The organism is Sphingopyxis sp. EG6 (assembly GCF_003609815.1).
GTDB lineage: Bacteria > Pseudomonadota > Alphaproteobacteria > Sphingomonadales > Sphingomonadaceae > Sphingopyxis.
The window spans coordinates 2,699,325-2,720,376 of sequence record NZ_AP017603.1 but is presented as its reverse complement, the minus strand read 5'-3'; the positions used below and the strand labels follow the sequence as shown (position 1 = coordinate 2,720,376).

The following is a 21,052-nucleotide window of genomic DNA, read 5'->3' as shown; positions in this document are numbered from 1 at the left end:
ATGGCAGGCGTCCTGCATGACCGAAACGATCGATCCTGAAGTTGCCCCGCGCATTGCGGTGCTGGACTGGCCCGCCATTGCCGCATCGCTTGACCGGCAGGGATGGGCTGTCCTGCCGGGGCTGCTCACCGCGAACGAATGCGACAACACCGCGGCGCTCTATGGAGAAGAGGCGCTGTTCCGCAGCCATGTCCAGATGGCGCGGCACGGGTTCGGGCGCGGCGAGTATCGCTATTTCGCCTATCCACTGCCGCCGCTGGTCGCGGGCTTGCGCGGCGCGCTCTATGCGCGGCTCGCGCCGGTCGCCAATCGCTGGCACGAGCGGATGGGGCGCGATGAACGCTTTCCCGCCGATCATTCCGACTATCTGGCGCAGTGTCATGCGGCGGGGCAAGGGCGGCCGACGCCGCTGTTGCTGCAATATGGACCGGGCGACTATAATTGCCTGCACCGCGATCTTTATGGCGCCGAGGTGTTTCCGGTACAGGTCGCGTTGTTGCTGTCGGCGCCGGGTGAGGATTTCACCGGTGGCGAATTTGTGCTGACCGAGCAGCGGCCGCGGATGCAGTCGCGCGCCGCGGTCGTGCCGCTGGGCAAGGGCGATGCGGTGATCTTTGCGGTGAACGAACGGCCGGTCGCGGGCAGCCGCGGCGATTATCGCGTGGCGATGCGCCATGGGGTCAGCGCGATCCGCTCGGGGCGGCGGCATACGCTGGGGGTGATCTTTCACGACGCGGCCTGACTCCGCCCGGCGGGTGGACATGGCGGCTGGGGCGGCTAAGCCGGTGCTTTCCCAACGGCACCAGCGAGGATAGCGGCGATGGATTTTTCTCGGCTTCAGGCGAGCAGCAAGATCGGCGACGACTGGGTCTATCCGCAGCCGCCGTGCCTGAACTTCGGCTGGCTGGATGTCGACCGCGATCCCGACCACCGCGTCTATTGGGAGGAATATGGCAATCCTGCGGGCGAGCCGGTGATGTTCCTGCACGGCGGCCCCGGCGGCGCCTGTGCCCCGGCGATGGCGCGTTTTTTCGATCCGGCGCGCTATCGCGTCATCCTGTTCGACCAGCGCGGGTGCGGCAAGAGCGAGCCCAATGTCGCGTCAGCCGGTCCCGCGGTCGCGCTCGCCAAGAATAGCACCGCCGACCTGATCGGCGACATCGAGAAATTGCGCGACCATCTGGGCATCGCGGGGCCGATGCATGTCTTTGGCGGCAGCTGGGGCAGCACGCTGGCGATGGCCTATGCGATCGCGCATCCCGCGCATTGCGCCAGCCTGATCCTGCGCGGCATCTTCCTCGGCGCGCCCGATGATCTCGACTATCTGTATCAGGGCAATGCCGCGACGTGGGACGCCGACCCGTTCGGCCTGACCGCGCCGGGCGCCTATATCAAATATCCCGACGAATGGGCGGCGCTGCTGAACGTCCTGACCCCCGCCGAACGCGGCGATGTGATGGCGTCGTACAAGGCGATCTTTGACATGGTGCCGACGAGCGCGGCGGAGAAGGCGCGGCAGCTGGAGGCGGCGCTGACCTGGTCGTTGTGGGAGGGGGTGATTTCGAACATGATCCCCGAAGCCGCCGATACCGGCAAGTTCGGCGAGGCGGACTTCGCCTTGTGCTTTGCGCAGATCGAGGCGCATTATTTCGCCAATAGCCTGTTCCTGCCCGCGGGGCATTTCTTTGACCATATCGCGACACTTGCGGCGATCCCCATCCATATCGTTCATGGCCGCTTCGACGAGGTCTGTCCGCTGACGCAGGCGTCGCGGCTGGTCACCGCGCTGCGCGCGGCCGGCGCCGAGCCGGTGAGCTATATTATCACCAACGCCGGGCATAGCGCGATGGAGCGCGAAAATGCGTTGGCCTTGACCGCGGTGATGGATGGGTTGGCGCCGTTGGCGGTTGGTCAGGACGCCTGACCGGGACCGCTTCGCGAGTGGTTCCCCGTCCTGGAATCAAGCCCCTCTGGACAAGTGAAAAGCTGCTCCCCGGCGAAAGCCGGGGTCCAGAGCGTCATAACGCAACGCTTGTTTTTTGACGCCCTGGGCCCCGGCTTTCGCCGGGGAGCAGATATTTGGTCCAAAGTTTATATCGGTCGAGGGGCGCGGCGCTTACGCGGCCTTGCCGTGCGTGACGTCCATGCTGACCGCGTTGCCAGCGTCGATCTCGGCGGCCTTGGCCTCGACCAGCTTGACGATGTGGCCGATCATGTCGGTATCGGCGACATGGTGGTCGGTGACCCCCGAGAGGTACACCATATGCTTGCCGTTGCCGCCGCCGGTGATGCCGATGTCGGTCTCGCGGGCTTCGCCGGGGCCGTTGACGACGCAGCCGAGGACCGAGAGCGACATCGGGGTCTTGATGTGGCCGAGCGCCTCTTCGAGCGCCTGCACGGTGCGGATGACGTCGAAACCCTGCCGCGCGCAGCTGGGGCAGGAGACGACGCGCACGCCGCGGGTGCGGAGGCCGAGCGACTTCAGGATTTCATAGCCGACGCGCACTTCCTCTTCGGGTTCGGCCGACAGGCTCACGCGGATCGTGTCGCCGATCCCGGCCCAGAGGAGGTTGCCGATGCCGAGCGCCGATTTGACCGTGCCGCCGATCAGCCCGCCCGCTTCGGTGATGCCGAGGTGGAGCGGGCAGTCAACCGCGTCGGCGAGCTGCGCATAGGCGGCGACCGCGAGGAAGACGTCGCTCGCCTTCACCGCGACCTTATAGTCGTGGAAGTCGTGGTCCTGGAGCAGCTTGATATGGTCGAGCGCGCTTTCGACCAGCGCCTCGGGGCAGGGCTCGCCATATTTTTCGAGCAGGTCTTTCTCGAGGCTGCCGGCATTGACGCCGATGCGGATCGCGCAGCCATTTGCCTTGGCGGCGCGGACGACCTCGCCGACGCGCTCGCTGCTGCCGATATTGCCGGGGTTGATGCGCAGGCACGCCGCGCCCGCGTCGGCGGCTTCCAAGGCGCGCTTATAGTGGAAATGGATGTCGGCGATGATCGGGATGCGCGCGGCGCGAACGATCTTGCCCAATGCCGCGGTCGAATCGGTGTCGGGGCATGATACGCGGATCAGGTCGGCGCCCGCTTCCTCGCAGCGACGAATCTGGTCGATCGTCGCCACCGCATCGCTGGTCAGCGTGTTGGTCATCGTCTGGACCGTGATCGGTGCGCCGCCGCCGACCGGAACGTCGCCAACCATGATCTGGCGGCATTGGCGCCGCGCGATGTCGCGCCAGGGGCGCAGGCCGGGGTTGTGATCGCTCATGGGTTCGGGCTCGATCGAGAAGGGGACAGGCGCGCTCTTTAGCCGTCGCGAGGCGACTTGGCAAAGCCTGCGCGCTCCGATCAAGCTGTTGCGCGAAAGACACAGTTTGTCGCCGAATCATGGGCAGGCGCAATTTTTGTTTGTGCGGCGCAGCAAAATCGGCAATTTCGAATCGTTCGACGTCACAGGCCCGCTTTAAAGAGGCGTGGACAGCGTACAGCAGGCTGGGACGATCCGTTGTTTTACTAGGGGGATCACCCATGAAGTTTCTTACCAAAGCGTGTTTCGGCATGCTGCTCGCCGCGTCGGCCATGTCGACGCCCGCCTTCGCCCAGGAAGAAGAAGCCAGCGGCCCGGTCTCGCTTTCGGGCGGTGTTTCGGTCGTTTCGGATTACCGGTTCCGCGGCATTTCGCTGTCGAACGAAAAGGTCGAGGTTCAATCGACGCTGACCGTCAGCCATGAAAGTGGCTTCTATGTCGGCGCATGGGGCTCGGGGCTTCCCGACAGCCCCCTCTATGGCAAATATGAACTCGATCTCTACGCCGGCTTCGCGACCGAAATCGCGCCCGGCACGACGGTTGATCTCGGCGCAACCTATTATGTCTATCCGGGCAATCAAGATTTTGCCGGTCCCAGCGACTATGTCGAAATCATCGGCAAGCTGTCGCACGACATCGGCCCCGTTTCGGCAACCGGCACGGTGGCCTATGCCCCCGACCAGAACTCGCTGGGCAGCAACGACAATATCTACCTGAACCTTGGCCTCGGTTACGGCATCCCCGACACCCCGGTGACGCTCAACGCCGGGCTCGGCTACACTGACGGTTCGCTCGGCGCGCTGGCGCCCGGCGGCAATTACCTCGACTGGATGCTCGGCGCGTCGTTCGCCGCTGGTCCCGCGACCTTCACCGTTCAATATATCGACACCGACATCAAAAAGTCGGGCATCAAGGCCGTCGATACGCTGTTCGATCCAACCGTGGTCTTTACGCTGGGCTTTTCTTTCTGATCGCCTAGCGGGTCAGCGACCACGCGCGAAGGGGGCGGCTTCGGGGGAGGCCGCCCCCTTTTTCGTGCGTGCGACTAGGGTCTGTCCTGCTCAGCCTGAATCAAGTCACCGTAGCCCTGAGCCTGTCGAAGGGCGCTTGTCGACGAGAAGCGCCCCCTTCGACTGCGTTGCAGGCGCTCAGGACAGGCTTCGACAGGCTCAGGGCTACGGATAAATCTGAACAGGACAGACTCTAGCGCCAGCGGAGATTGCCGCGCGACAGGTCGGCGAGCGACTTGGCGCCCATCAATTTCATGCCCCTCTCCATTTCGGCGCGCAGCAGCGCGATGGCGCGCGCGACGCCATCCTCGCCCGCCGCGGCGAGCGCGTAGAGATAAAGGCGGCCGCCCGAACAGGCCTTGGCGCCGACCGACAGTGCCTTCAGCACATGGGTGCCGCGGGTGATGCCGCCGTCGCAGATGACCTCGATCCTGTCGCCGACCGCATCGACGATCTCGGCCAGCGCATCGAACGGGGCGCGGCTGCCGTCGAGTTGGCGCCCGCCGTGGTTCGATACCATGATCGCGGTGGCGCCGATCTCGACCGCGCGCCGCGCATCCTCGACCGCGACGATGCCTTTCAGGCAGAAGGGGCCGTCCCACTGCTTGCGGATGGCTTCGGCGCGCTGCCAGTCGAGACTCTGGTCGAGCATCGAGGTGAAATAGTCGGCGACCGATTTGGGGACGCTCGATCCCTCCGACACATGCGTCGCAAGGTTCGGCAGGCTGAATTTCTCGCGCAGCACATAGTTCAGTCCCCAGCCGGGCTTGGCGGCGTAGCTCAGCATATTGCCCGGCGTGAAGCGCGGCGGCGAAGTGAAGCCCGAGCGCAGGCAGCGTTCGCGGTTGCCGCCGACGATCGTATCGACGGTGAGCGCGACGGCGTCGAACTTCGCATCGCGCGCTGCGGCCAGCATCGCGCGATTGAGCCCTTCATCCTTGTGGACATAGAGCTGGAACAGCTTGGGACCGCCCGTCAGCGCGCCCGCTTCGGCAAGGCTGATCGTGGCGAGGCTGGAGATACCCGCCATCGTCCCGGCGTTCGCGGCGGCGCGCAGCACCGCGCGCTCGCCCTGCCAGTGGAACAGGCGCTGCAGCGCGGTCGGCGACAGGAACAGCGGCATCGCCATCTCGCACCCGAACAAGGTGGTGCGCATATCGACGCTTTCGACCCCGGCGAGGACGCGCGGGATCAGGTCGCAGTCGTCGAACGCGGCGCGGTTGCGGCGGCGGGTGACCTCGTCGTCGGCGGCGCCATCGATGTAATCGAACACCGGCCAGGGCAGGCGGCGCTTGGCGAGGGCGCGGAAGTCGTCGATATTGTGGCAGTCGGTGAGTTTCACTTTTCATGGCTCCGTTCGTGTCTCGACTTCGCTCGACACGAACGGGAGTAGAGGGTCGCGCCGCGCATCAGAACACCGTCCGCGCCGCGACCGTCCCCTTGGTCGCGAAGCTGAAGCGCGGTTCGACCGCCAACTTCGCATCGAGGATATGCGCCGCGACCCGCTTGCCGACCGCGGGGCCGTTCTTGAACCCGTGCCCCGATCCGCCGCCGACCAGCCAGACGCGCTCCTGCCCCGGAAAGCGGTCGATCAGATAATCGCCGTTCGAGCTATTCTCATATTGGCAGACGCGCCCGCCGATCAGCGGTGCCGAGGCGAGGGCAGGGAAGCGGCGCGCGATATAGGCGCGCGCCTCGGCGATCCCCGCCGGGGTCAGGGTGCGCTCCATCGTGTCGGGGTCGATCGCCGAGCCGTGGCGGTCGATCGCGATCTTGAACCCGGCCCCCTCAAGGTCGGGGATGCCATAGAAAATGCCGTTGTTGCTGTTGTCGGCCCACACCGGCAGTTCGGGCGGGGCAAAGCGGGTGTCGCCCTGCGGCGCGCCGAAATGATAAACCTCCTGCCGCGTCGCGACGATCCGTCCCATCAACTGCTGCGGGAAGAGTTCGGCGAGCCACGGCCCCGCAGCATAGACGAGATGATCGGCGGTGCCGCCGTCGGGCAGGCTGTGGCGCTTGATCCGTTTCGACAGCAGGGGCGCGGGCATCACGACGCGCTCGACCGCGATCTGTGCATCGGCGATGACTTCCTGTACGCCGCGCCCGGCGATCAGCGCGCCGCATTCGGTTTCGAGGATGCCCGTCTCGCCCTGATAAAATTGGATCTGGCGATATTTGTCCTGCAGCCAGCGCACGTCGCCATGCTCGTGCCCGACGCGATTGGCCTGAAGCCACGCCAGCGACTGCGCGGTATAGGCATCGCCCGCGGGTCCGAACCACAGCACGCCGGTGTTGTGAAAAATCGGCGCGCTGGCGCTGTCGGACAGCGCTTTCCAATAAGGCAGCGATTCGCGCGCCATGTCCGAATAGATGGTGTCGGCGCCATAGCCCATGCGGATGACCCGGCTCTCGCCGCCCGAAGACGAGCGGACATGCCCCGCGCCATAGGCGTCGAACAGGCGGACGCTCTTGCCCGCGCGGATGAGGTGCCAGGCGGTCCACGCCCCGAAAACCCCGGCGCCGATGATCGCGACATCGACGTGCTGGACCTTGGGCTTGGCGGGTTTGCGTTTTTTGGACCGGCGCTCGGCGGCCACGGCAGTTGCCGCGACCGGCAGCGCGGCGAGCCCGGTCAGCAGCGCCCGCCGGCTGGGGGCGCTATCGCCCGCCACCCGGCGCGTCCCTTTTGTAATAGCGATAGCCGCCGATCCAGGTTTCGAGCGGCACCATCTTGCGAATTTCGTCGGGGCTGGCGAGCATCGGGTCGGCTTCGATCATCAGGAAGTCGGCGCGCATCCCCGGCATCAGCGTGCCGATGCGGTCCTCGGCGAAGGCGGCGTAGGCCGCGGTGCGGGTGAAGCCGTCGAGCGCCGCTTCGCGGTTCACCGCTTCCTCGGGCCGCCAGCCGCCGAAGGGCTGGCCGTTCGCGTCGGTGCGCGAAATGGCGGCGGCAAGGCCGGCAAAGGGATCGGCGCTTTCGACCGGGACGTCGGAACCAAAGGCGAGGCGCGCGCCCGCGGCTTGCAGGCTGCGCCAGGCATAAGCGCCCTTCAGCCGGTCGGGGCCGAGCCGTGTCTCGGCCATCAGCCGGTCGCTGGTCTGGTGGACCGGCTGCATCGATGCGATGACCTTCAGGCTGGCGAAGCGCGGGATGTCGGCGGGGTCGATCACCTGCGCATGTTCGATGCGCCAGCGACGTTCGCCCGGCAAGTCTGCGGTGAGGTCGGCGATCGCATCGAGCGCTTCGGCATTGGCGGCGTCGCCGATCGCGTGGATCGTCACCTGGAACTTGTCCATCGACGCGCGCACCATCTTGTTGCGAAGCTGCGCCGGGGTGAGCAGGGGCAGGCCGGTCTGGCCGGGAGCGTCGCTGTACGGCGCCTTCAGCCATGCGCCTCGCGACCCAAGCGCGCCGTCGAGGTAGAGCTTGACCCCGACCATGCGCAGCCGGTCGTCGTAGAGCCACGGCGTCGGTTCGCCGCCCGCGATCATCGCCATATTGTCGATGTCGCCGCCGTAGCTGAGGATGCGGACGGCGAGCTGTTTCTTGTCACCCGCGCGGCGGAATGCCTGCCAGTCGAGGATCGACGTCCCCATGTCGGCGATCGCGGTAATTCCCTGTTCGAGCAGTTTCTGCTGCGCGAGCAGCAAGGCGCGGTCGAGGTCGCGGGCGAGCGGTTTGGGCTTGGCGCTATCGATCAGGCTCATCGCGGCGTCGACAAAGACCCCGCTCGGCTTGCCGTCCGCCATCTCGATGCGGCCGCCGTCGGGCGACTTGCTGGCCGCGGTCACCTTGGCCGCAGTCATCGCGGCGGTGTTGGCCCAGCCCGCATGGCCATCGACGCGTTCGAGCCAGACGGGGCGGTTCGGCACGGCGGCGTCGAGATCGGCGGCGGTCGGGAACCGGCCCAGCCCCCATTTTTCCTGATTCCATCCCGACCCGATGATCCACGGCATTTCGGGATTGTCGGCGGCATATTTGCGGATCGCCGCCTGTGCTTCGGCAAGGCTGTTGGTGTCGGACAGATCGAGCAGCATGAGCTGGAAGCCCAGTCCCATGACATGGCCATGCGCGTCGATCAGCCCGGGGATCAGGGTGCGGCCCTTGCCATCCTCCTTGAAATCGGGGCGTTCGGGGCGCTTGTCCTTGCGGTCGAGCAGCTCTTTGACCTTGCCGTCCTTGTCGATGACCAGCCCGGTGAAGCGGACCAGCTTGCCGTCCTTGTCGAGCGTGATGCCGTTGACATTGTCGACCAGCGTGTCGGCGTGCGCGGGGGCGGCGAGGGTGAGGGCGAGCGCGGTGAGCAGGAGGCGGTTCATTTCGGCAACCTTGTTACGAGTGAGCTGGTGTCGCGGCGGCCGTGTCCGGCCTTTTGCACATCGGCATAAAATTGATCGACGATGGCGGCGACGGGGATCGTCGCGCCGTTCGAGCGCGCTTCGTCGAGCGCGAGGCCCAAATCTTTGCGCATCCAGTCCACCGCGAAGCCGAAATCGAATTCGTCCTTCGCCATCGTGTCCCAGCGGTTGAGCATCTGCCAGCTCGCCGCCGCGCCGCCCGACACCGCCTCGAACACCTTGTCGGTGTCGAGCTTCGACGCCTGCGCGAAGCGCAGCGCTTCGGACAGGCCTTGCAGCACCCCGGCGATCGCGATCTGGTTGACCATCTTGGTCGTCTGCCCCGCGCCCGGGCCGCCGATATGGACCATACGCGCGGCATAGGCCTGCATCACCGGCTCGGCAGCCGCGAAAGCCGCCTTGGTCCCGCCACACATGATCGACAGCGTACCGTTCTGCGCCCCCGCTTCGCCGCCCGACACCGGCGCATCGACGCACAGCAGGCCAAGCCCTTCGGCTTCGACCGACAGCTGGCGGGCGACCCGCGCCGATACCGTGGTATGGTCGATGAACAAGGCGCCCTTGCGCATCGCGCGGAACGCGCCGTCGCGGCCCAAGGTGACCTGCGCCAGATCGTCGTCGTTGCCGACGCAGGTCAGCACGACATCGGCATCGCGCGCGGCCTCCGCCGGGGTTGATGCCGCCTTGCCGCCATGCGCCGCGACCCAGGCGTCGGCCTTGGCGCGCGTGCGGTTATAGACGGTGAGGTCATGGCCCGCTTTCACAAGATGGCCCGCCATCGGTCCGCCCATGACGCCGGTGCCGATGAAGCTGATGCGCAATTTTTGTTCGCTCATAAGACGATCCATAACCATGGTTTGCGCGGTGCGCCAGATAGGCTAGGGCGAGCGGCATCATGAGCACGACCGCACCCACCCTGTCCGCTGCCGAACTTCCGGCAATCACCCTCGACGATGTGCGCGCGGCGGCGGAGCGAATTGATGGCGCAGTGGTGCGCACGCCGACGCTGAAGTCGCAGACGCTTTCGGAGCTGGTCGGCGCCGACGTGTGGCTGAAGTTCGAAAATCTGCAATTCACCGCGGCGTACAAGGAACGCGGCGCCTTGAATGCGCTGCTGCTGCTGAGCGAGGAAGCCAAGGCCCGCGGCGCGATCGCCGCATCGGCGGGCAATCATGCGCAGGGGCTGGCCTATCATGGCAAAAGGCTGGGCGTGCCGGTCACCATCGTGATGCCCAAGACCACGCCGCAGGTGAAAGTGTCGCAGACCGCGAGCCACGGCGCGACGATCGTGCTGCACGGCGAGACCTTCGACGACGCCTATGCCCATGCGCGGCTGCTGGAGGTCGAGCGCGGGCTGACCTTTGTCCATCCGTTCGACCATCCGCATGTCGCGGCGGGGCAGGGGACGGTCGCGCTCGAAATGCTCGAGGACGTGCCCGAGCTCGATACCCTCATCGTGCCGATCGGCGGCGGCGGGCTGCTTGCGGGCATGGGCACCGCGGCGCGCGGGATCAAGAACGACATGCGGCTGGTTGGCGTGCAGGCCGAACTTTATCCGTCGATGTACGCCGAGCTGAACGGCGTCGACATGGCGTGCGAGGGCGATACGCTGGCCGAGGGCATCGCGGTGAAGGAACCGGGATCCTACACCCGCAAGCTCGTTGCCGAACTCAATGACGACATCGTGCTCGTCGCCGAACGGCATCTGGAGCGTGCGGTCAGCCTGCTGCTCCAGATCGAAAAAACGGTGGTCGAGGGTGCCGGCGCCGCCGGGCTCGCCGCGATGCTCGCACACCCCGAAGAATTCGCCGGGCGCAAGGTCGGGCTGGTGCTGACCGGCGGCAATATCGACACCCGCCTGCTCGCCAATGTGCTGCTGCGCGACCTCGCGCGCTCGGGCCGCATCGCGCGGCTGCGCATCCGCTTGCAGGATCGACCGGGCGCGCTGTTCAAGGTGATGAAGCTATTCGACGAGAAACAGGTCAACATCATCGAAATCTATCACCAGCGCATCTTCACGACCTTGCCCGCCAAAGGGCTGATCACCGACATCGAATGCGAGGCGCGTGACCGCGAACATCTCGACAGCCTCGTCGCCTCGCTGCGCGATGCGGGCTATATGGTGACGACGGTGGAGCTGGCTTAAACGCAATATGCCCCTCCCCTTCAGGGGAGAGGCAACGAAGACTTGGCAGCTTGCTGCCTAGTCGTAGTGGGGTGGGGGCCAGCGGCGTAGCGCGAGGCCGCTGGCCCCCACCCGCTGCGACTAACGAACAAGTTCGCAAGTCTCGCTGCCCTCCCCTGAAGGGGAGGGCGTAGAGGATATGACCCAATGAAATCCTTCACCCTCCAACTCACCGCCACCCCCGACAGCATCGACGAACTCGGCCATGTCAACAATGCGGTCTGGGTCCAGTGGATCCAACAGGTCGCGACCGGCCATTGGGACGCCGCGGCGCCGCAGGCGCACAAGGACGCCTATGTCTGGGTCGTGGTGCGGCACGAGATCGACTACCTGCGCGCGCTCGGTCCCGGCGAAACGGTGACCGCGCGTACGTGGGTCGCCGACACCCCGCAGGGCGCGAAGTTCGACCGCTTCATGGAATTCACCGGCGCCGACGGCAAGGTGCATGTGCGGGCACGGACGGTGTGGGCGCTGCTCGACAAGGCAAGCGGGCGGCCGCTGCGCGTGACCGCGGACGTGGTGGCGCCGTTCCTCGATTAAGGGGATGGCGGTGCCGTGCGTTCGCGAAGCGGCCGCTCTTTGAGCGCCCGCAAGACTTTCAATATCATCGCATGCACATCGCCGGTCTCTTCGAAGAGCCGTCGGTACACGTCGGAAATTTCTTCGCTATATCGGTCTTGCATCGCCATTTGCGCCTGTCCCTTTTCGGTCAGGCGAAACAGTTTGCGGCGCGCGTCGGCCGGATCGGGATGCTGGGTTATCAGGCCGAGGCGAATCAGCGCCGGGCATTTCTGGATCACCAGCTGGTGCGACTGCCCCAGCGCTCGCGCCAGCTCTGCCGCCGACGCCTCCCCCGCCTGCCGCAGCGCGGTGAGCAGCGAGCAGGATCGCACCGGAATGACGATGCCCGCCGCATCGAACAGCTCGCGCGTCTGGTCCTCGATCGTCTGGCTCAAGGCCTCGCTGAGCCGACCGAGGAACGATATGTCGTCGAGGTCGGCTGCGCGGTCAGTCGAGGCGGGCATAGCTGTTGGTCGTTCCATCGCGGTTGATGCGTTCGAGCGCGATGACCTTGCCCGCCTCGCGCACAACACGGAAGCGGAAATCGCTGACCCCCTCGACGGCGAAAAGATCATCGCCGAGCGGTTCGAGCGTGGCACGGAAACGCTCGCGCCAGGTGTAGAGCAGCTTGCCGTCCTCCATGGCGATCTGCCGACCGTCATAGCGTCCGGCGACCGCTTTCATTTCGGCGGGCGTCAGCTGGACCGGCTTGACGCGCGCGGCAAGCGTCGGCGCAAACCAGTCGGCGTCGGCCTGTTTCGCGGGATCGGCCTTTGCCACGTCCGCCATCGCCATGCGATGGGCAACGATCAGCGCGTCGGCGGATGCAACCCGATGATCGGGGGTGACACCGCGCCCTTCGAAATCGCCGCGATCGACGGGATCGTGGATCTGGCCGATCGGCACCTGCACGAAAAAGTCGGTCCCCACCGGCTTGCGGTCGACCGGGTGCGCGCCGCCCGCCGTGCGCTCGCCGACCAGCGTCGCGCGGCCGAGCTTTTGCAGCGAATAGCCGAACCATTCCGCCGCCGAAAAGCTGGTCGAGGACGTCAGCACATAGACGGGTTTGCCGGTCAGGCGTTTGGCGGGAAGGGCGGGGAGCACCCATTGGCCGCGGGCGACGCGGCGGCCATCGTCGGTGTAATAATAATCGAACAGCTCCTGATCCTTGTCGGCCCGGAACAGCTGGCTCGCAAGCAGCTGCGCCATCTCAAGATGCCCGCCATTATTGTAGCGCATGTCATAGATCACCGCGTCGCTGTTCTCGATAAAGCGCATCGCGGCGGCGGCCGCGTCATAACCGAGTTCGGGGTCGGCAAAATGCGACATTCCGACATAGGCGATATTGCCCTCGAGCCGGCGCAGGTCGGTGAAGCCAAAGTTTTTGCGGGCCTCGTCCCGCCGGTCGCTTTCGCGCAATTCGGCGGCGCGCGCGGGATCTTTCCGCGCGGCATAGTCGGCGGCGAACTTCGGATCGACGCCGACGAAGAAATGGAGGTCGTTGCTGGCCGCGACCAGATCTTTGGTCAGCGCCTGCGCGAGTGCGTCCTTGTCCTGCGCGCCGTCATAGTCGCCCTTGTCGAGATTGGCGCGCAGCGTGGCGGCGAGCGTCTTGGCCTTGTCGGCAAAGACGTAATTGGCCTCCAATGTCTGCCCAAGCTGCTCGACCACCCGTTGCCGGTCGGCGGGCGTCAACGGCGCCTCGCCAGTGGCGCCGACGCCGAGTAGCCACGCGGCCGCAACGACCGCAGCCGATCCGAATTTTTTCATGGGAAGCATCAATATTCACCCGCGACTCAGTTATACAATATATTGCGCAATATATTGTATAAATTCACTCGGCAAGCGCCAAAACGGCTCGGTGTCAGGCGTAGGCGACCCAGCCGCGCCAGGTGAACGCCGCGTAAAATTGCTCGACGCCGGTGAAGCCCGCGTCGCGCAAGACGGCTTCGTCCGCCTCCGGGCTCAACATCGCGACATGCGCGGCGACGGCGGCGCGGGCGGTGGCGGTCTGGTCGGGGTCGGCGCCCGAGGCGATGGCATAGGACGCGTAGCGATCGAGCCAGCGGTCGCGTTCGTCCGGGCCTTGCGGGAAGCTGCCATGCGCGGCGATGAATGGCGCGCCGGGTTTCAACCGCGCGCGGATTTGGGCCGCGGTCCGGACGCGCTCGTCGGTGGCGAGGAAATGCAGGGTGAGCAGGCAGACGGCGCCATCGAAGGGGCCGGGAGGCGCGTCGTCGATATAGCCCTCGACCAGTTCGGCGCGATCGGCGTTGGCGCCCAGCGTGTGCGCGGCAAGGCGCAGCATCGCGGCTGCGGGATCGACGCCGGTGAAGGTCCAGCCGGGATAGGCCTCGGCCATCGCCTTGAGCTCGAGGCCGCCGCCAGCCCCGAGCACGAGAATGCGCGCGTCGGCGGGCACGCGTTCGGCGAGCAGCAGCCCGGTCATCCGATGGAGCACGTCGAAGCCGGGAACGAAGCGGCTCGGGCCGTCGGCGTAGCGCGCAACCGCATCGGCATCGTTGAAATGGTCGAGGAAATGCTGGGCGCCTTCAGCCATGAACATGGTCCTTTACTGACGTTGCCGGGCGCGCCGCCATGCGGGCGTGGAAGTCGGCGGCGAGTTCGGCGAGCGTCACTTGCGCGAACCGTTCGAGCAGCAACGCCTCCGCGTCGCGAAAGCTGGTGTCGAGCGCGGCGTTGACCGCCTGCTCGACCAGGCATCCGGGCGCGTCGGTGCGGTGGCCCATCGCCATCAGCGCGGGGCGGCCGATCGCATCATAGATGTCGCGCATCGTGATATCGCCAAGCGCGCGCTGGATCGTCCAGCCGCCGCCATGGCCCTTTTCGGAGCGGACGAACCCCGCATCGCGCAAACCGCCGAGGATCCGGCGGATCACCACGGGATGCGTCTGCATCGCCTGCGCCAGCGCCTCCGACGTCATCGGATCGCGCCGCTCTGCCATGTGGAGGAGGACGTGGAGCACGCCCGAAAGTCGGCTGTCGCGGTTCATGTAACTTTAAATAATACGTGAAAACGCCCTGTCAATCGATAGAGGCCGGGATATGCAGATACGCCCCGCCACGCCCGCCGATGCCGCCGCAATCTGGGCGATCATCGGCCCCACGATCCGCGCCGGCGAAACCTACACCCTCGATCGCGACATGACCGAGGCGGAGGCGATGGCCTATTGGTTCGGTGTGGGGAAGGCGGTGTTCGTTGCCGAAGCCGACGGTGCCATTGTCGGCACCTATTATCTCCACTCCAACCGGGCGGGCGGCGGTGCGCATGTCGCGAACTGCGGCTATATTACCGCGGCATCGGCCACGGGACGCGGGGTCGCGCGGGCGATGGCCGAGCATAGCCTGACCGAAGCGCGCGATCGCGGTTTCCGCGCGATGCAATTCAACTTCGTCGTCGCGACCAATGATCGCGCGGTACGCCTTTGGCAGTCGCTGGGGTTCCAGACTGTCGGGCGATTGCCCGGCGCCTTCGCACATCCGGCGCACGGCCTGGTCGATGCGTTGGTCATGTACCGCATGCTTGACCCGCAGCGACCGAGCGATTAGCCCCGCCGACGATGACCAGCAACCGATCCACCCGATTCAAGGCATATTGGCGCTCCTTTACCTAGGAGCGGCATGGCATCACCTTTGACCATCGCCGCCGTGACCGGAAGGCGAATGGTTGTCATCACATCATCACACCATGATCCCCGGCTGCGGCGCGCTTTTTGAAGAAGACGCGACATGACCGACACTTTGCTTGCCCTTTCGACCGCACGGTGCCGCATCGCGCCCTTGCACGCCGATGATGCCGCGGCGCTGGCCGCAATCACCGACGCTTCGGTGACCGATCGCGTCGATTTCCTGCCCGCGCCCTTCACCGCGACCGACGCGCGCGCGTTGATCGCGGGGTCGGGTGGCGGCGACGTGTTCCACGCGGTGCGCGACCGCCGCGAGGGGCGGCTGCACGGCGTGATCGGCGTCCACCGCCGCGATGCGCATATGGTCGAGGTCGGTTACTGGTTCGCGGCGTCTGCGCGCGGGCAGGGACTGGCGACCGAGGCGGTCGAGGCGGTCGTGCGCGAAATCGCGGCGTCGCGCCCAAGCGCTGCGATCATCGCCGAATGCCATCCCGACAACGAACGCTCGCGCGCGCTGCTGCGCCGGATCGGGTTTCTGGCGACAGGGCAGGCGGGGCGGCGGCCCGGGCGCAAGGTGATGAAATGGCGCCCCGGTGCCGGGATCGACGTGTGTTGATCAATCCGCGCGCGCCACATCTTCCTTCAGCGCCTTGACGATCGCCGCCACCGACGTCGGCGCATAGGCAAAGCCCATATGGCCGCAATCGACCTCGACCTGGCGATCGCTTTCGTGCGGCTGGCCGCGCGCGCTGCCCACCGCGACGACGCCGTCATAGGCCGACCATAAGGCAAAGGTCGGCATTTCGGGGCGCGGGGCGGGGTGGAAGTCAATCGGCGGATTGTCGACCGGATGGCGCGCGACCAGGTTGTAGAGGCGCCAGGCCCGATTGGCGCGGCGGCTGCCCGAAAAGGGCGAGCCGAGGGTGACGACGCGGGCGACCTTGTGCGGGTGATGCTTGGCATATTCGCGCGCGTAAATGCCGCCAAGGCTCCAGCCGACCAGCGCGGGAGCCTGACCGGTGCGATCGATGATCCATTGCACGCGGCTGTCGATCCGCTCGATGATGTCGGGGGTGGCGCCGCGGTTGAAGCCGAGCCCCCAAGCGTAGCAGCGAAAGCCCGCACGGCGCAGGTCGGCGCGCAGCGCCTTGGTCGCCCAATCGCCTGAGAGGAACCCCGGCAGCACCATCACCGGCGGATGATCGCTGTCGGGATTGGGCTCGGCGGGCATCGGGCGGATGCGGCCCCAGAGCGCACGCGCGAGGCTGGTCATTTCGCGCCACAGCAGCCCCAGCGGCGGCAGCGCGTCGGGATCTGGAATGCGCGCGGGCCATTCGGCGCGCCGAGTGAGGAAGCCGCGGATCATGGGAACGATATAGGCGGGCCGGATGCGCGGCGAAAGCGGCGGGTCCGGACGCGGAGGACGGCGAACCCCGGCCTTCGCACAAACACCGCTATTTCTTCGGAACCAGCTTGACCAGCTTGCCATTCTCGCCGTCGGTCAGCAGCCATACGGTCCCGTCATCGCGCACCTCGACCTCGCGGATGCGGGTGCCGAAGTCCCAGCGATCGGCCTTGCTCAGCCGCTCGCCATCGATGCTGGCGCGGACGAGGCCTTCGCCCGACAGGGCGCCCATCAGCAGGCTGTTCTTCCAGCCGGGATACAGGTCGCCGCCGTACCAGGCGAGCCCGCCGGGCGAAACCGCGGGGTTCCACCACAGCTTCGGCGCCGCAAATTCGGGCCGCGTCGGGTGGTCGGGGATCGCGCTGCCATTATAATGGTCGCCGTTCGACACGACCGGCCAGCCATAGTTGGCGCTGCGTTCGACAAGGTTGATTTCATCGCCGTGACGCGGTCCCATTTCCTGGTTCCACAGCTTGCCCGCGCCGTCGAAGGTAAGGCCAAGGATGTTGCGGTGGCCCAGCGACCATATCTGCGCCGTGACGCCGCCCTCGGCCGCGAACGGATTGTCGCCCGGTACGCTGCCATCGGGTTTGAGCCGGACGATCTTGCCCAGCGTGCCGCTCTTGTCCTGCGCCGGTTCCATCTTTTGCCGGTCGCCCGATCCGATGAACAGATATTGCCCGTCGGGCGAAAAGGCGAGGCGGTGCGAATAATGGCCTTTGCCGCTGACCTTGGGTGACTGCGTCCAGATCCTTTTCAGCCCCTCCAGCCGCGGCGCGGTGCCCTGCACCAGCTTCGCCATGCCGACGACCGCGCCGGCAGTGTCGCCGGCGCCGGCTTCGGCCCAGCTCAGATAGACGGTCCCGCTCGTCGCGAAATCGGGCGCAACGATGACGTCACCCAAACCGCCCTGGCCGCCATAGGCCACCGCCGGAACGCCCGCGACATCGAGCGTCGGGCCATTTTCTTGCCAGAGTTTCAGCTTGCCCGATTTTTCGGTGATGAGCGCGGCGCGGGTGCCGGGGATGAAGGTCATCGCCCAGGGTTCGTTGAAGCTCGCGACCTCTCGCACGGTGAACGGCGCATCGGCGACCGGGGTCGCCGGGTGCTCACCCGAAGCGTCGAGCGCGGCGGGGTCGGCGGCCTGGCTCGAGGCCGTGGTGGCCGAGCAAGCGCCCGCCGCAAGCGCGGCGGCGATGGCGAGGAGCGGGAGTGATTTCATGGACAGAAGCTCGCTTTGCTAGGGAGGGATACGCCAATCTGGCGCGGCAATGCGGCAAAGTCGAGAGGGCTTAACGGTTTGCCGCTTCGCGCCGCGCGGTGATCGTCTCGACGCTGTCCATGATCGCGTCGACGGCCTCGCTGGCGGGCGGCGCATCGGCGCGCTTCTGCGAAAATTGCCCGCTGTTCATGATTTCTTCGAGCGCGGTGCGCGCACGCGATACGCGGCTTTTCATCGTGCCGAGCGCGCAGTCGCAGATGCTGGCGGCCTCTTCATAAGACATGCCGCCCGCACCGACGAGGATCAGCGCCTCGCGCTGGTCCTGCGGCAATTCCATCAGCCCGCGTTGCAGGTCGGCCATTTCGCCGCTGTCTTCCTGGCTGGCCGGGGTCGACATCGTGCGTTCAACCGCCGTTTCGTCATATTCGCCGACGAACTTGTTGCGGCGCATTTGCGACAGAAACGTATTGCGCAGGATGACGAACGTCCACGCCTTGATCGACGTGCCGCGCTCAAATCGATCGCGCGACGCCCAGGCCTTGACCATCGTGTCCTGTGTCAGGTCATCGGCGAGGTCGGGATTGCCCGACAGGCTGCGGCCATAGGCGCGCAGATGCGGGATGACGGCGGCGAGCAATGTCTTGAATTCGGCGTCGGACAGGCTTCCGCCGGTCGGCGCCGCAGCAGCGGACGCAGCCATTACCGCTTCGGACTTTTCTGATCGAGTTGCGACAAGAGGTCGAGCATCTGATCGGGCAATTGTTCGGAGACGATGTTGCCATAGATCATCCGCAGCTTGGCGCTGACAGGCTCGGGCGCCTGGCGACCGGTCAGCGTGCGATGCCATTCATCGCTGTCGGTGCCGGGAAAGCTTCCTTGCTTGCGATTTGGCGCATCAGCCCCCGGGGGCGGGGTGCCCGTGCCGTTCGACCTGTTGTTGCCTTGCGTAGCCATGTCGGAGCAACGACGAAAAGCGCCGCGGGTTCCCGGCAGTTGCTTTTTTTGCGACGAAAGCGTTGCCAAGATGTCACAACCGCCCTATCCGGTCCGCCGCGTAGGCGACCAGGCTTGCGGCGAGGGGTTTTGCTTTGCCTTTCCCGCGTGGCGGTAGGCTGGAGGACGTCGCTTGCTTTCCGTTATCTATGTCAGCGTTGCCGATCCGTTGATCGGCGAACAGGATATTGCTGCCCTCCTCGTCCAGGCCCGTCGCAACAATCAGCGCGATGCCTTGACCGGCGCGTTGATTTTCAACGGCCACAATTTCCTGCAATTGCTGGAAGGGCCGGGCGACAAGGTCGATGCCTGTCTGGCGGTGATCCGCAACGATCCGCGGCATAGCGGGATGGTGGAAATCCGCCGCCGCGAAATCGCGGAACGGGCCTTTGCCGAGTGGACGATGCTGTACGATCCCGAATTTCGCAGCCATGACGATGATCTGGCGCGGGTGGCGGCGCGCGGCCGGCTTGACCCCCAGGATGCGTTGATGATGGAAAATTTCATCGCGTTGGGGCGCCGGACGCGGCCCGCCGGCTGACGTTTTCATGTCGTGCAGCGGTTCTCGTTTGCATCATTGGTCCGACGCGCTAAGCCTGACGGGCACAACAACGACTTCTGCGTAAACTAAGGCTAGATTATCAACGACCTGACGCCTCCGCCGCTCGATCCCCAGCCGCTCGACGATGCCAGCTTCAAGCGCGAGCTGGCGGCGATGTTGCCGCATCTGCGCGCCTTTGGCCGCAGCCTGTGCGGCAACGCCGACCTGGCCGATGATCTGGTGCAGGAAACGATGCTGAAGGCGTGGAAGGCGCGCGCGCAATATGTGCCGGGGCCCGCCAGCATGAAAAGCTGGGCGTTCGTGATCCTGCGCAACTGTTTCCTGTCGCAGATGCGGCGCAAGAAATTCACCGCCGAATATGACGAAATGGCCGCCGAGCGGCTGCTGGTGGCGCCTGACGATCAGGACGACAGCCTGCATTTGGCCGATGTCCAGCGCGCGCTGTTGATGCTGCCCGTCGACCAGCGCGAGGCGCTGGTGCTGATCGGCGCGGGGCAGCTGTCCTATGAGGAAGGCGCGGCGATCTGCGACTGCGCGGTCGGGACGATGAAAAGCCGCGTGTCGCGCGCACGCACCGCGCTGCAAGCGATATTGGAAAGCGGCACGATGCCGCTGCGCAGCGCCGACGAGCTGGCGTCGAGCGACGTATTCGGGTCGATCATGGACGATGTCGACCAGCTGACCGCGAACGGTCCGGGGCGCGACTAGGGTCCTGACCCTAAGCCTCGCTACGCCGCCAGCTGCGGCGTGAACATCAGGCTCTGGCTGATCGCTGCGCGCACGGTATTCTCGCGGAAGGGTTTCGAGATCAGGAAGGTCGGCTCGACGCGCCCCCCGGTCAGCAGGCGTTCGGGAAAGGCAGTGATGAAGATCGCCGGCACCGGCGCGATCGCCAGAATGTCCTGCACCGCGTCGATCCCCGACGATCCGTCGGCAAGCTGGATATCGGCGAGCACCAGTCCCGCGTCGGTCGCCTCGAACGCGGCAACCGCGTCGGCATGCGTGGTGGCGACCCCGGCGACCGTGTGCCCCAGTTCGCGGATGATTTGTTCGAGTTCCATCGCGATCAGCGGCTCATCCTCGATGATCAGCACCGACGTGCGCGATTCGCGGTCCAGTTCGCCGACCGCCTCGGCGAGCAAAGTTTCGACGGTGCCATGGTCGGTGCCGGTGATGATCCCGGCCTCGGCGACCGAAAATCCCTCGAGCGCGGTCAGCAGCAGGATCTGCCGCCCGAGCGGGGTGATCCGGGCGAGGCGCTGGTTGGCGGCGCGAACCAGCGGGTCTTCACCATCGTCATCGCCCTCGCCATCGTCGATATAGGCACTTTCCCAGATGCGGTGGAAATTGCGGTAAAGGTCGATACGGGTGCCGTTGCCCGCGCTGAACTCGTCCGGTGCGGCGACGATCACCTCCAGCGTCGTGTGGACAAAATTGTCGCCATGCTGCTGGCTGCCCGTCAGCGCGCGCGCGTAGCGCCGCAGATACGGCAAATGTCCCCGAAGCTCTTCACCCAACGGCATATATTACCTCCCGCTTTGGCCCATCATACGCGCCCCGGCGGGCGACGGTTCCGTAACCTTGGGTCAAAAATGCACGACGAAGCGCTGCAACTTGTCATCGCGCAATGCGTAGAGTCAGCCGGGACGCTTCGCCGCCATCGGTAAGTCAGTGGAATTGGGCCGCTTTCTGTTTCCGATGGCAAACAGACTTTTGTAGGGACCATATTCATGGCAGAGCGGCCCACAGGATCCGGCGGAGGTGAGGGGCATCAGTTGGCGGACGGTGGTTATGCTAGTCC

24 protein-coding genes are annotated in these 21,052 nt (G+C 65.9%); 10 read left to right on the top strand and 14 right to left on the bottom strand.

What is annotated here, in order from left to right; all coding sequences use genetic code 11:
• Positions 1-16 precede the first annotated feature (16 nt).
• Positions 17-742, top strand: a complete 726-nt coding sequence (locus SPYCW_RS13175; protein ID WP_120218298.1) for a 2OG-Fe(II) oxygenase — start codon at positions 17-19, stop codon at positions 740-742.
• A 78-nt stretch (positions 743-820) separates the two neighbouring features.
• Positions 821-1,924, top strand: a complete 1,104-nt coding sequence (gene pip, locus SPYCW_RS13170) for a prolyl aminopeptidase (protein ID WP_120217152.1) — start codon at positions 821-823, stop codon at positions 1,922-1,924.
• A 192-nt stretch (positions 1,925-2,116) separates the two neighbouring features.
• Here the strand turns inward: pip and ispG are convergent, their stop codons facing one another.
• A complete protein-coding gene (ispG, locus tag SPYCW_RS13165) occupies positions 2,117-3,268 on the bottom strand; it encodes a flavodoxin-dependent (E)-4-hydroxy-3-methylbut-2-enyl-diphosphate synthase (RefSeq protein WP_120217151.1) in 1,152 nt (383 codons plus the stop codon).
• On the opposite strand from ispG, the gene SPYCW_RS13160 reads away from it, so the two are divergent.
• Both SPYCW_RS13160 and SPYCW_RS13155 read left to right on the top strand, forming a co-directional pair.
• On the top strand, positions 3,267-3,467 hold the full coding sequence (locus SPYCW_RS13160; RefSeq protein ID WP_120217150.1) for a hypothetical protein: 201 nt from the start codon (positions 3,267-3,269) through the stop codon (positions 3,465-3,467). The genes ispG and SPYCW_RS13160 overlap by 2 nt on opposite strands.
• 61 nt (positions 3,468-3,528) lie before the next feature.
• Positions 3,529-4,278: a TorF family putative porin gene (locus tag SPYCW_RS13155; protein ID WP_120217149.1), complete on the top strand. Its 750-nt coding sequence runs from the start codon at positions 3,529-3,531 to the stop codon at positions 4,276-4,278.
• Positions 4,279-4,510: 232 nt separating this feature from the next.
• On the opposite strand, the gene SPYCW_RS13150 is transcribed toward SPYCW_RS13155, so the two are convergent.
• From SPYCW_RS13150 to SPYCW_RS13135, 4 genes are all read right to left on the bottom strand, one after another.
• Positions 4,511-5,659 carry an alpha-hydroxy acid oxidase gene (locus SPYCW_RS13150; protein WP_120217148.1) on the bottom strand — a complete coding sequence of 383 codons (1,149 nt, stop codon included), beginning with the start codon at positions 5,657-5,659 and terminating at the stop codon, positions 4,511-4,513.
• 67 nt (positions 5,660-5,726) lie between these two features.
• Positions 5,727-6,989, bottom strand: coding sequence for an FAD-dependent oxidoreductase (locus SPYCW_RS13145; protein ID WP_172595496.1), 1,263 nt, complete (start codon positions 6,987-6,989; stop codon positions 5,727-5,729).
• Positions 6,976-8,637 (bottom strand): amidohydrolase, encoded by a 1,662-nt coding sequence (locus tag SPYCW_RS13140; RefSeq protein WP_120217146.1) that lies wholly within the window; start codon positions 8,635-8,637, stop codon positions 6,976-6,978. Before SPYCW_RS13140 ends, SPYCW_RS13145 begins: the two co-directional genes overlap by 14 nt.
• The gene (locus tag SPYCW_RS13135; protein WP_120217145.1) at positions 8,634-9,512 is read right to left on the bottom strand and encodes an NAD(P)-dependent oxidoreductase; all 879 of its coding nucleotides are present in this window, start codon (positions 9,510-9,512) and stop codon (positions 8,634-8,636) included. Before SPYCW_RS13135 ends, SPYCW_RS13140 begins: the two co-directional genes overlap by 4 nt.
• 59 nt (positions 9,513-9,571) lie before the next feature.
• Here SPYCW_RS13135 and SPYCW_RS13130 point away from each other — a divergent pair, with 59 nt between their 5' ends.
• Entirely contained in the window at positions 9,572-10,822 is a 1,251-nt protein-coding gene (locus SPYCW_RS13130) for a threonine ammonia-lyase (RefSeq protein WP_120217144.1), read from the top strand.
• A gap of 186 nt (positions 10,823-11,008) precedes the next feature.
• On the top strand, positions 11,009-11,401 hold the full coding sequence (locus SPYCW_RS13125; RefSeq protein WP_120217143.1) for an acyl-CoA thioesterase: 393 nt from the start codon (positions 11,009-11,011) through the stop codon (positions 11,399-11,401).
• On the opposite strand, the gene SPYCW_RS13120 is transcribed toward SPYCW_RS13125, so the two are convergent.
• The 4 genes from SPYCW_RS13120 to SPYCW_RS13105 form a co-directional block, all read right to left on the bottom strand.
• A complete protein-coding gene (locus SPYCW_RS13120; RefSeq protein ID WP_172595495.1) occupies positions 11,398-11,886 on the bottom strand; it encodes a MarR family winged helix-turn-helix transcriptional regulator in 489 nt (162 codons plus the stop codon). The genes SPYCW_RS13125 and SPYCW_RS13120 overlap by 4 nt on opposite strands.
• On the bottom strand, positions 11,870-13,192 hold the full coding sequence (locus SPYCW_RS13115) for a S41 family peptidase (protein ID WP_172595494.1): 1,323 nt from the start codon (positions 13,190-13,192) through the stop codon (positions 11,870-11,872). The genes SPYCW_RS13120 and SPYCW_RS13115 overlap by 17 nt, the downstream gene beginning before the upstream one ends.
• Positions 13,193-13,286: 94 nt before the next feature.
• Positions 13,287-13,982, bottom strand: a complete 696-nt coding sequence (locus SPYCW_RS13110; protein WP_120217140.1) for a class I SAM-dependent methyltransferase — start codon at positions 13,980-13,982, stop codon at positions 13,287-13,289.
• On the bottom strand, positions 13,975-14,436 hold the full coding sequence (locus SPYCW_RS13105; protein ID WP_120217139.1) for an Rrf2 family transcriptional regulator: 462 nt from the start codon (positions 14,434-14,436) through the stop codon (positions 13,975-13,977). The genes SPYCW_RS13110 and SPYCW_RS13105 overlap by 8 nt, the downstream gene beginning before the upstream one ends.
• A 52-nt stretch (positions 14,437-14,488) precedes the next feature.
• On the opposite strand from SPYCW_RS13105, the gene SPYCW_RS13100 reads away from it, so the two are divergent.
• Together SPYCW_RS13100 and SPYCW_RS13095 are read left to right on the top strand one after the other, a co-directional pair.
• The gene (locus SPYCW_RS13100; RefSeq protein WP_120217138.1) at positions 14,489-14,992 is read left to right on the top strand and encodes a GNAT family N-acetyltransferase; all 504 of its coding nucleotides are present in this window, start codon (positions 14,489-14,491) and stop codon (positions 14,990-14,992) included.
• Positions 14,993-15,172: 180 nt separating this feature from the next.
• Positions 15,173-15,685 (top strand): GNAT family N-acetyltransferase, encoded by a 513-nt coding sequence (locus tag SPYCW_RS13095; protein WP_120217137.1) that lies wholly within the window; start codon positions 15,173-15,175, stop codon positions 15,683-15,685.
• Here SPYCW_RS13095 and SPYCW_RS13090 read toward each other — a convergent pair whose 3' ends face one another.
• The 4 genes from SPYCW_RS13090 to SPYCW_RS13075 form a co-directional block, all read right to left on the bottom strand.
• On the bottom strand, positions 15,686-16,435 hold the full coding sequence (locus SPYCW_RS13090; protein ID WP_120217136.1) for an esterase/lipase family protein: 750 nt from the start codon (positions 16,433-16,435) through the stop codon (positions 15,686-15,688).
• 88 nt (positions 16,436-16,523) lie between these two features.
• Positions 16,524-17,696 carry a PQQ-dependent sugar dehydrogenase gene (locus SPYCW_RS13085; protein ID WP_120217135.1) on the bottom strand — a complete coding sequence of 391 codons (1,173 nt, stop codon included), beginning with the start codon at positions 17,694-17,696 and terminating at the stop codon, positions 16,524-16,526.
• A 70-nt stretch (positions 17,697-17,766) separates the two neighbouring features.
• Positions 17,767-18,396 carry a sigma-70 family RNA polymerase sigma factor gene (locus tag SPYCW_RS13080; protein ID WP_120217134.1) on the bottom strand — a complete coding sequence of 210 codons (630 nt, stop codon included), beginning with the start codon at positions 18,394-18,396 and terminating at the stop codon, positions 17,767-17,769.
• Positions 18,396-18,650: a NepR family anti-sigma factor gene (locus SPYCW_RS13075; RefSeq protein WP_120217133.1), complete on the bottom strand. Its 255-nt coding sequence runs from the start codon at positions 18,648-18,650 to the stop codon at positions 18,396-18,398. The genes SPYCW_RS13080 and SPYCW_RS13075 overlap by 1 nt, the downstream gene beginning before the upstream one ends.
• Positions 18,651-18,822: 172 nt before the next feature.
• On the opposite strand from SPYCW_RS13075, the gene SPYCW_RS13070 reads away from it, so the two are divergent.
• Both SPYCW_RS13070 and SPYCW_RS13065 read left to right on the top strand, forming a co-directional pair.
• Entirely contained in the window at positions 18,823-19,230 is a 408-nt protein-coding gene (locus tag SPYCW_RS13070) for a BLUF domain-containing protein (protein WP_120217132.1), read from the top strand.
• A gap of 174 nt (positions 19,231-19,404) precedes the next feature.
• Complete coding sequence (locus SPYCW_RS13065) at positions 19,405-19,959, top strand: sigma-70 family RNA polymerase sigma factor (RefSeq protein ID WP_120217131.1); 555 nt, start codon at positions 19,405-19,407, stop codon at positions 19,957-19,959.
• 20 nt (positions 19,960-19,979) lie between these two features.
• Here the strand turns inward: SPYCW_RS13065 and SPYCW_RS13060 are convergent, their stop codons facing one another.
• Complete coding sequence (locus tag SPYCW_RS13060) at positions 19,980-20,774, bottom strand: response regulator (protein WP_120217130.1); 795 nt, start codon at positions 20,772-20,774, stop codon at positions 19,980-19,982.
• Positions 20,775-21,052: the final 278 nt, after the last annotated feature.

Excerpts from the sequence above, each read along its gene's own strand:
- SPYCW_RS13110 (WP_120217140.1), bottom strand. The coding sequence starts at position 13,982 with ATGGCTGAAGGCGCCCAGCATTTCCTCGACCATTTCAACGATGCCGAT.
- SPYCW_RS13065 (WP_120217131.1), top strand. The coding sequence starts at position 19,405 with ATGTTGCCGCATCTGCGCGCCTTTGGCCGCAGCCTGTGCGGCAACGCC.
- SPYCW_RS13115 (WP_172595494.1), bottom strand. The coding sequence starts at position 13,192 with ATGAAAAAATTCGGATCGGCTGCGGTCGTTGCGGCCGCGTGGCTACTC.
- SPYCW_RS13175 (WP_120218298.1), top strand. The coding sequence starts at position 17 with ATGACCGAAACGATCGATCCTGAAGTTGCCCCGCGCATTGCGGTGCTG.
- pip (WP_120217152.1), top strand. The coding sequence starts at position 821 with ATGGATTTTTCTCGGCTTCAGGCGAGCAGCAAGATCGGCGACGACTGG.
- SPYCW_RS13095 (WP_120217137.1), top strand. The coding sequence starts at position 15,173 with ATGACCGACACTTTGCTTGCCCTTTCGACCGCACGGTGCCGCATCGCG.
- SPYCW_RS13100 (WP_120217138.1), top strand. The coding sequence starts at position 14,489 with ATGCAGATACGCCCCGCCACGCCCGCCGATGCCGCCGCAATCTGGGCG.
- SPYCW_RS13105 (WP_120217139.1), bottom strand. The coding sequence starts at position 14,436 with ATGAACCGCGACAGCCGACTTTCGGGCGTGCTCCACGTCCTCCTCCAC.
- SPYCW_RS13080 (WP_120217134.1), bottom strand. The coding sequence starts at position 18,396 with ATGGCTGCGTCCGCTGCTGCGGCGCCGACCGGCGGAAGCCTGTCCGAC.
- SPYCW_RS13160 (WP_120217150.1), top strand. The coding sequence starts at position 3,267 with ATGGGTTCGGGCTCGATCGAGAAGGGGACAGGCGCGCTCTTTAGCCGT.
- SPYCW_RS13130 (WP_120217144.1), top strand. The coding sequence starts at position 9,572 with ATGAGCACGACCGCACCCACCCTGTCCGCTGCCGAACTTCCGGCAATC.
- ispG (WP_120217151.1), bottom strand. The coding sequence starts at position 3,268 with ATGAGCGATCACAACCCCGGCCTGCGCCCCTGGCGCGACATCGCGCGG.
- SPYCW_RS13090 (WP_120217136.1), bottom strand. The coding sequence starts at position 16,435 with ATGATCCGCGGCTTCCTCACTCGGCGCGCCGAATGGCCCGCGCGCATT.
- SPYCW_RS13155 (WP_120217149.1), top strand. The coding sequence starts at position 3,529 with ATGAAGTTTCTTACCAAAGCGTGTTTCGGCATGCTGCTCGCCGCGTCG.
- SPYCW_RS13085 (WP_120217135.1), bottom strand. The coding sequence starts at position 17,696 with ATGAAATCACTCCCGCTCCTCGCCATCGCCGCCGCGCTTGCGGCGGGC.
- SPYCW_RS13120 (WP_172595495.1), bottom strand. The coding sequence starts at position 11,886 with ATGCCCGCCTCGACTGACCGCGCAGCCGACCTCGACGACATATCGTTC.
- SPYCW_RS13125 (WP_120217143.1), top strand. The coding sequence starts at position 11,009 with ATGAAATCCTTCACCCTCCAACTCACCGCCACCCCCGACAGCATCGAC.
- SPYCW_RS13135 (WP_120217145.1), bottom strand. The coding sequence starts at position 9,512 with ATGAGCGAACAAAAATTGCGCATCAGCTTCATCGGCACCGGCGTCATG.
- SPYCW_RS13060 (WP_120217130.1), bottom strand. The coding sequence starts at position 20,774 with ATGCCGTTGGGTGAAGAGCTTCGGGGACATTTGCCGTATCTGCGGCGC.
- SPYCW_RS13140 (WP_120217146.1), bottom strand. The coding sequence starts at position 8,637 with ATGAACCGCCTCCTGCTCACCGCGCTCGCCCTCACCCTCGCCGCCCCC.
- SPYCW_RS13075 (WP_120217133.1), bottom strand. The coding sequence starts at position 18,650 with ATGGCTACGCAAGGCAACAACAGGTCGAACGGCACGGGCACCCCGCCC.